General features: G+C 68.2%; 9 protein-coding genes. 1 reads left to right on the top strand and 8 read right to left on the bottom strand.

From position 1 onward, the window contains the following. Window positions 1-216: 216 nt before the first annotated feature. A complete protein-coding gene (ptsP, locus tag C7444_RS19385; RefSeq protein ID WP_110402505.1) occupies window positions 217-1,986 on the bottom strand; it encodes a phosphoenolpyruvate--protein phosphotransferase in 1,770 nt (589 codons plus the stop codon). 134 nt (window positions 1,987-2,120) lie between these two features. Between ptsP and C7444_RS19380 the strand changes: the two genes are divergently transcribed. Then, window positions 2,121-2,993 (top strand): GNAT family N-acetyltransferase, encoded by an 873-nt coding sequence (locus C7444_RS19380; protein WP_110402504.1) that lies wholly within the window; start codon window positions 2,121-2,123, stop codon window positions 2,991-2,993. Window positions 2,994-3,020: 27 nt separating this feature from the next. Here C7444_RS19380 and C7444_RS19375 read toward each other — a convergent pair whose 3' ends face one another. Genes C7444_RS19375 through C7444_RS19345 form a run of 7 tightly spaced genes read right to left on the bottom strand, consistent with a single transcriptional unit; the run spans window position 3,021 to window position 6,478 of the window. After that, complete coding sequence (locus tag C7444_RS19375) at window positions 3,021-3,290, bottom strand: HPr family phosphocarrier protein (RefSeq protein ID WP_110402503.1); 270 nt, start codon at window positions 3,288-3,290, stop codon at window positions 3,021-3,023. Beyond that, window positions 3,259-3,717, bottom strand: a complete 459-nt coding sequence (locus C7444_RS19370) for a PTS sugar transporter subunit IIA (protein ID WP_110402502.1) — start codon at window positions 3,715-3,717, stop codon at window positions 3,259-3,261. The genes C7444_RS19375 and C7444_RS19370 overlap by 32 nt, the downstream gene beginning before the upstream one ends. Window positions 3,718-3,734: 17 nt before the next feature. Then, on the bottom strand, window positions 3,735-4,268 hold the full coding sequence (locus C7444_RS19365) for a hypothetical protein (protein ID WP_110402501.1): 534 nt from the start codon (window positions 4,266-4,268) through the stop codon (window positions 3,735-3,737). Next, entirely contained in the window at window positions 4,265-5,026 is a 762-nt protein-coding gene (gene fliR, locus C7444_RS19360; RefSeq protein WP_110402500.1) for a flagellar biosynthetic protein FliR, read from the bottom strand. The genes C7444_RS19365 and fliR overlap by 4 nt, the downstream gene beginning before the upstream one ends. Window positions 5,027-5,045: 19 nt before the next feature. Beyond that, window positions 5,046-5,315, bottom strand: coding sequence for a flagellar biosynthesis protein FliQ (gene fliQ / locus C7444_RS19355; protein WP_110402499.1), 270 nt, complete (start codon window positions 5,313-5,315; stop codon window positions 5,046-5,048). Window positions 5,316-5,337: 22 nt separating this feature from the next. Further along, window positions 5,338-6,111, bottom strand: a complete 774-nt coding sequence (gene fliP, locus C7444_RS19350; RefSeq protein WP_110402498.1) for a flagellar type III secretion system pore protein FliP — start codon at window positions 6,109-6,111, stop codon at window positions 5,338-5,340. After that, window positions 6,098-6,478, bottom strand: coding sequence for a FliO/MopB family protein (locus tag C7444_RS19345; RefSeq protein ID WP_245909652.1), 381 nt, complete (start codon window positions 6,476-6,478; stop codon window positions 6,098-6,100). Before C7444_RS19345 ends, fliP begins: the two co-directional genes overlap by 14 nt. Window positions 6,479-6,499: the final 21 nt, after the last annotated feature.

Below are 6,499 nucleotides of genomic sequence, written 5' to 3'. Positions count from 1 at the left end.
GTCCGAAGACCATGTGTCTTGCGACACTGGCACTCGCCTTCAAACGCCCACGCTTATCGGCTGTTAATTTTTAAAGAGCAGTTTCACCACCAACTTGCCGCAACCACCGTCTCGGCGTTTGCTGTTTGTCAGCAGCGAAGAACGCAATTATTAGCCAGATCCCAGACCCTGTCAACAGGGTGTCGAGAAAATCTTTCATGGCCCCACGCAAGGCGCTCAGGCCGAGCGTGTCTGGCGGGCCAGCGGCTGGATGAACGCCTGGGTCGACTCGGGGTCGACGGCCGCGGCCACCAGCGCCTGCAGACGCTGGGTGTCCGTGCGCAGGATCTTCTGCTTCACGGCAGGCAGCTGGGTCGGGTGCATGCTGAACGAGCGCAGGCCGAACCCGAGCAGCAGTTCGGTGAACTCCAGGTCCCCGGCCATCTCTCCGCACACGCTGACCGGCTTGCCCGCAGCGGTCGCCAGGCGGATGGTGTCGAGCACCAGCTTCAGCACGACCGGATGCCAGGGGTCGTAGAGGTGCGCCACCGACTCGTCGGCCCGGTCGATGGCCAGCGTGTACTGGATCAGGTCGTTGGTGCCGATCGACACGAAATCGAAGTATTTCAGGAACAGCGGCATCGACAGCGCCGCCGCCGGCACCTCGATCATCGCGCCGACCTGCAGTTCGCCCCGGGCCACCCCTTCCTGGTCGAGGCGGGACCGCACGCGGTGAACCGCCTCCAGCGTCGCATGGATCTCGCTGGCCCTCGACAGCATCGGGATCATCAGGCGCACCGGCCCGAAGGCGCTGGCGCGGAAGATCGCGCGCAGCTGCACGTCGAACATGTCGGGGTCGGCCAGGCTCCACCGGATGGCCCGCAGACCCAGCGCCGGATTGAGGATGTGCTCATGGCGCAGCTCAGCCGCGGAGATGCGATCCAGCGGCTTGTCCGCCCCGACGTCGACAGTGCGGATCGTGACCGGCAAGCCGTTCATCGCCCGCACGACACGGCTGTAGGCGTCGAACTGCTCATCCTCGTCGGGCAGGGCCCCGGCCCGGTTCATGAACAGGAATTCGCTGCGGAACAGCCCCACCCCCTCCGCACCGGCGGCCAGCGCAGCGACGCAGTCATCCGGCGACTCGATGTTGGCCAGCAGTTCGACCTTGAGTCCGTCCAGCGTGATGGCCGGCTTGGCGCGCAGGCGGCTGAGCCGCTCGCGCTCCAGGTGCGACTGGCGCTGGCGGAAACGGTATTCCTCCAGCACGATCGGCGACGGCGCCACCACGACCACGCCCGAATCACCATCGACGATGATCCAGTCGTCCTGACGGATCAAGCGGCTGGCATCGCGGGCACCGACCACGGCGGGGATGTCGAGACTGCGCGCGACGATGGCGGTGTGCGAGTTGCGCCCGCCGACATCGGTGACGAATCCGGTGAAGACGCTGCCCCGGAAATGCAGCATGTCGGCCGGCGAGATGTCTCCGGCGACCAGGATCAGGGGATCCTCGCCGGCGAAGTCGCGGGCGGCGACCGGCACGACCGGCGAGAGCGGCGCCCCCTTGGCGGCCAGCGCACGCAGCAGCCGCTCGACGACCTGCTCCAGATCGGCCTTGCGCTCGCGCAGGTACTCGTCCTCCATCTCGTCGAACTGGCGCGCCAGCACCTCGAGCTGCGCGGACAGCGCCCACTCGGCGTTGTAGCGGCGCTCGACGATCCAGTGGCGGGTCGCCGCCGCCAGGGTGTCGTCGTGCAGCAGCATCAGGTGCACGTCGAGCAGTGCGGCCAGCTCGGCCGGAGCGTCGCCGCCGACGCTGTCCTTCAGCGCACCCAGCTCCTGGCTGACGATGTCACGCGCCTGCTTCAGGCGGGCGATCTCGGCGGGCAGCTGGGCGGCATCGACGAAGTAGTGGGCCACATCGACCCGGCTGGAGGCCACCAGCACCGCGCGCCCGATGGCCACACCGCGCGACACAGGAAGACCGAACACTTGCACACTCATGGTGTCATCGTAGCAGCGCGGCCTGCGCTGCAGGCTCAGGTCTGACCCTCCACCGTCATCGGCCCTTCATCGCCAGGACACGCCCGTGTCATCGCCCTCGACGAGCATCCACCTCGTTACAGATGGAGCTTCCGATGCGGGACTTGCCCTTGCCCACCATGCCTCTTGCCGACCTGCCCATCCTGCGCCGCCCGCGGCCGGAGATGCCCCCGCGCGGGCCGCTGCCCGAGCGTGCGGCGACCGGTGGATCGCGACGCGACATGACCCCGGCCATCTCGGTCAGCTGGGCGGACTCGGAGGACGAGGTCCGCGAAGCCCAGCGGCTGCGCTACCAGGTGTTCGCCGTGGAGATGGGCGCGCGGCTCTGCCCGCCCCCCGGCACGCCCGAAGGGCTCGACGTCGATCTGTTCGACAAGTTCTGCGATCACCTGCTGGTGCGTGACACGCGGGATGGGGACGACGGCGAGGTGATCGGAACCTACCGGGTGCTGACACCGTCGGCGGCCCGTCGGGTCGGTGGCTGGTACAGCGACACGGAATTCGACCTGACCCGCCTGCGGCCCCTGCGCAACCAGATGGCCGAGCTGGGCCGCTCCTGCGTGCATCCGGACCACCGGCATGGCGGCGTCATCCTGGCCCTCTGGGCCGCGCTGGGCGGGTTCCTGACGCGCCGCGGGCTCGACACCATGATCGGCTGCGCCAGCATCACGATGCGCGACGGCGGTCACGCGGCGGCCAGCCTGTGGAACCGGCTGCGCCAGTCTCACCTGGCGCCGATCGAGCACCAGGTCCAGCCCCGCCTGGCCCTGCCGGTCGACGACCTGCGCGGGGACCTGGAGGCAGAGGCCCCCGCGCTGATCAAGGGTTACCTGCGCTGCGGGGCCAAGGTGCTGGGCGCGCCGGCATGGGATCCGGACTTCAACACGGCCGATCTGCCGATGATGATGCGGCTGCAGGACCTGCCTGAAAAATACCGCCGGCATTTCCTGTCGGCGCCAGACGCCTGAGCCGACCGGCAGCGGGTGGCCAGCAGGTCACTCGCCTTCGCCGAACTTGTCGGCGATCAGGGCGACGAGCGCCGTCACGGCCTCGTCCTCTCGGGCGCCTTCGGCCTCGATCTCCACCTCGCTGCCCAGTCCGGCCGCCAGCATCATGACCCCCATGATGCTCTTGGCATTGACACGACGGCCGTTGCGACTCAGGAAGATGTCGCAGGGGAAACTGCCCGCCAGCTTGGTCAGCTTGGCGGAGGCCCGGGCGTGAAGCCCCAGCTTATTGCTGATGGTGATGTGAGTCCGAATCATGAACGTTGGGCTGAAAGGTCTGGTTCTGAGGCCGCGTCGATGCCACCGGCATCACCCCCTGGGTCGCGCCGGCCATCGAGCGGGTCACCAGTTCATCAAGAGGCAGGGCCGCGTAGTTGAGCGCCCGCCACAGCATCGGCACGTTGACCCCGGCCAGCACGCGCACCAGCACCCCGTCGGCCAGGCGCTGGGCCACGTTGGCGGGCGTCGCGCCGAAGACATCGGTCAGGATCAGCATCTCCGGCTCGTTGCAGGCCCGGGAGGCCTCCAGGTGCTCGCGAATGCAGCGCTCGAGCTGATCCGGCGGACAGTCGGCCACCACGTCGATCGCATCGACCCGGGCGGCCAGTTCCGGAAAGGTGTGGATGGCCACCGCCTTCAGGGCTGAGGCCAGGGGAGCGTGGGCGAGGAGAAGCAGGCGAGCCATGGCCGGGGATTATCTGCTCAGCGGCCCCATTGCAGGCTGTCAAAAAATTCCTGGACCGCGGCAGAGTGCGACTGGACGGCAGAGGGTCGCCCCAGCACAACAGCTTGGTACGCCCTGGCACCCTGGGCGACGAACAAGGCCTCCGCCCGGGCGGGCGAACCATCGGTGCGCATGCCCAGGATGCTGCTGCGCCGGGCATGCACGCTGGCCGTGGACCCCGACACCTCGGGCGTCAGGGCCGATTCTTCGCTGCCCTTGAGGTTGATCAGCAGGCGATGGCGCAGCTCCAGCAACAGGCTGCCGGCACGCTCGGAGCTGTCCAGGTCGAAGCGGGTCAGGGACCAGGTCAGCCCGCCGGCGTCACAGGTCCACATCGTCGCGGGGACCGAGCCCTGTTCCAGCACCACATTCCGGCCGACCTGATCGGGCCGGCAGGGAAACAGCAGCCGGCCGCTGGCCGTCACCCGCAGTTCGCGCCAGTCCAGCGTCGGCGAACAGGCCGGGAGCGCGAGCAGGCAGCCGGCGGCCACGGCCAGCGACCAGCGCTTCACTGGAACAGCCCCAGCATGCGCTCCAGGGCGGCCTGCATCGGCTGCTGCAGCATCGGCAGCGTCAGCATCATGCCGACCAGGCCCACCGACACGGTGATCGCGAAGCCGACGGAGAAGATCTGGATCTGCTGGGCCACCCGCGAGATCACCCCCAGCACCAGGTTGACGAAGAGCAGCATCGTGATGATGGGAAGAGCGATCCACAGGCCCAGGCGAAACACTTCGGTCCCCCAGAGCTGCGGACGCAGCAGGGTGACCACGGAGAGGAACTCGGTGCTGACCGGAAAGGACTCGAAGCTCTGGATCACGGCCAGGGTCATCAGCAGGTGGCCGTTGATCACGATGAACAGCCAGGCGCCGATCGTACTGAAGAAACGGGCGCTTGCCGTTCCCTGCGAACCCGTGGCCGGATCGAAGAAGCCGGCGAAGTTCAGGCCCATCTGCAGGCCGATCAGCTCGCCGGCGAATTCGACCGCGGCGAACACGATGCGGGCGGCAAAACCCAGGCTCAGCCCGACCAGCACCTGCTGGGCGACCATCGCCAGGCCGGCGGCGCTGTCGAGCGGCACCCGGGGCATCTCGGGCAACGAGGCCTGCGCGCACAGCGCGACCAGCCACGCCAGGCCGATCTTCACCCGCGAGGGCACGCTGCGCATCGACAGCACCGGTGCGGTCATCATCAGCGCCAGCGTGCGCAGGAAAGGCCAGAACACCGGCATCAGCCACGCCATCAGCGTGTCCTCGGTGAGACCGATCATGGCCGCCGCCCTGCCCGCCTCAACCGACGGCCTGCGGAATCGACTGCAGCGTGCGCTGCAGGTATTCGACCAGCGTCGTGAGCATCCACGGTCCGGCGACGGCCATCACCACCACCGCGGCGATCATCTTGGGCACGAAGGACAGCGTGGCCTCGTTGAGCTGGGTGGCGGCCTGGATGATGCTGATCACCAGCCCCACCACCAGCACGGTCAGCAGCATCGGTGCGGCCACCATCAGCAGCATCGTCAGGCCTTCCTGGCCGAGGGTGAACACCTGGGAAGAATCCATCTTGATGGTCCTTGAATCTCGATCAGGTCACGAAGCTCGCCGCGAGCGAGCCGAGCAGCAGGTTCCAGCCATCGGCCAGCACGAACAGCATCAGCTTCAGCGGCAGCGACACCAGCACCGGCGACAGCATCATCATGCCCAGGCTCATCAGCACGCTGGCCACGACCATGTCGATGACCAGGAAGGGAATGAAGATCAGGAAGCCGATCTGGAACGCCGACTTGAGCTCGCTGGTGACGAAGGCAGGCACGAGGATGCGCAGCGGCGCGTCGGCAGCCTTCAGCGCCGGATCGAGCCGGGCCAGCTTGGCGAACAGCGCCAGGTCGGACTGGCGGGTCTGCTTGAGCATGAACTGGCGCACGGGCTGCTCACCCCGGGCGAGGGCCTCGTCGACGCTGATCGTGCCGGCCGCGTAAGGCTGGTAGGCCTCCTGATAGACCCGGTCGAAGGTCGGCCCCATGACGAACAGGGTCAGGAACAGGGACAGGCCGATGATCACCTGGTTGGGCGGCGCGGCCTGCGTGCCCAGGGCCTGGCGCAGCAGGCCGAGCACGATGACGATGCGGGTGAAGCCCGTCATCATCAGCAGCAGGGCCGGAAGGAAGGACAGCGCGGTGAAGAACAGCAGCGTCTGGATCGGCACCGAGAAGCTCGTGCCGCCCCCGCCCTGACCCACCAGCAGCGGCAGCGTCGCCGGAGCGGATTGTGCTGAAGCCAGCAGCGGAAATGCCGACAACACCGACAAGCCGCAGAGCCACCTCGACGCCGGATGGCGAAAGAAATCAGCGCGGGCCATGGTCGCCCCCGGAGGATCCGCCCGACAGGTCACGGCGGAAACGGTTCAGCGCCAGCGCGAATCCCCCACCCGTGACCGGACCGGACGGCGGCTCGGCCACGGACGCCTCGGGTGGCTGCCACTGGTGCAAGGCGGTGATCTGATGCGGCGTGACCCCCAGCACCAGGCAACGGCGGGCCTCGCCCTCACCGACCTCGATGGTCACGACCCGCTGCTGCGGGCCCAGCCCCAGGCTGGCGACCAGGCGCGGACCGCCGCCCTGGGCCGGCCGCACCAGCAGCCCGCCCACGCGGCTGCGCCGCAACAGCAGCAGCGCCGCCGGGATCAGGGCAACGATCACGACCAGCCAGACCAGGGGCATCCACATCGAGTTCACCGCGACATCTCC

Source organism: Sphaerotilus hippei, from assembly GCF_003201595.1.
GTDB classification, from domain to species: domain Bacteria; phylum Pseudomonadota; class Gammaproteobacteria; order Burkholderiales; family Burkholderiaceae_C; genus Sphaerotilus; species Sphaerotilus hippei.
Note: the sequence above shows the minus strand (reverse complement) of the source record. Positions and strands in the feature narration are given on the sequence as shown.

What these genes read in the sequence shown, in the direction of transcription:
- ptsP (WP_110402505.1), bottom strand. Translation starts at nt 1,986, where the DNA reads ATGAGTGTGCAAGTGTTCGGTCTTCCTGTGTCGCGCGGTGTGGCCATC.
- C7444_RS19380 (WP_110402504.1), top strand. Translation starts at nt 2,121, where the DNA reads ATGCGGGACTTGCCCTTGCCCACCATGCCTCTTGCCGACCTGCCCATC.
- C7444_RS19375 (WP_110402503.1), bottom strand. Translation starts at nt 3,290, where the DNA reads ATGATTCGGACTCACATCACCATCAGCAATAAGCTGGGGCTTCACGCC.
- C7444_RS19370 (WP_110402502.1), bottom strand. Translation starts at nt 3,717, where the DNA reads ATGGCTCGCCTGCTTCTCCTCGCCCACGCTCCCCTGGCCTCAGCCCTG.
- fliR (WP_110402500.1), bottom strand. Translation starts at nt 5,026, where the DNA reads ATGATCGGTCTCACCGAGGACACGCTGATGGCGTGGCTGATGCCGGTG.
- fliQ (WP_110402499.1), bottom strand. Translation starts at nt 5,315, where the DNA reads ATGGATTCTTCCCAGGTGTTCACCCTCGGCCAGGAAGGCCTGACGATG.
- fliP (WP_110402498.1), bottom strand. Translation starts at nt 6,111, where the DNA reads ATGGCCCGCGCTGATTTCTTTCGCCATCCGGCGTCGAGGTGGCTCTGC.
- C7444_RS19345 (WP_245909652.1), bottom strand. Translation starts at nt 6,478, where the DNA reads ATGTGGATGCCCCTGGTCTGGCTGGTCGTGATCGTTGCCCTGATCCCG.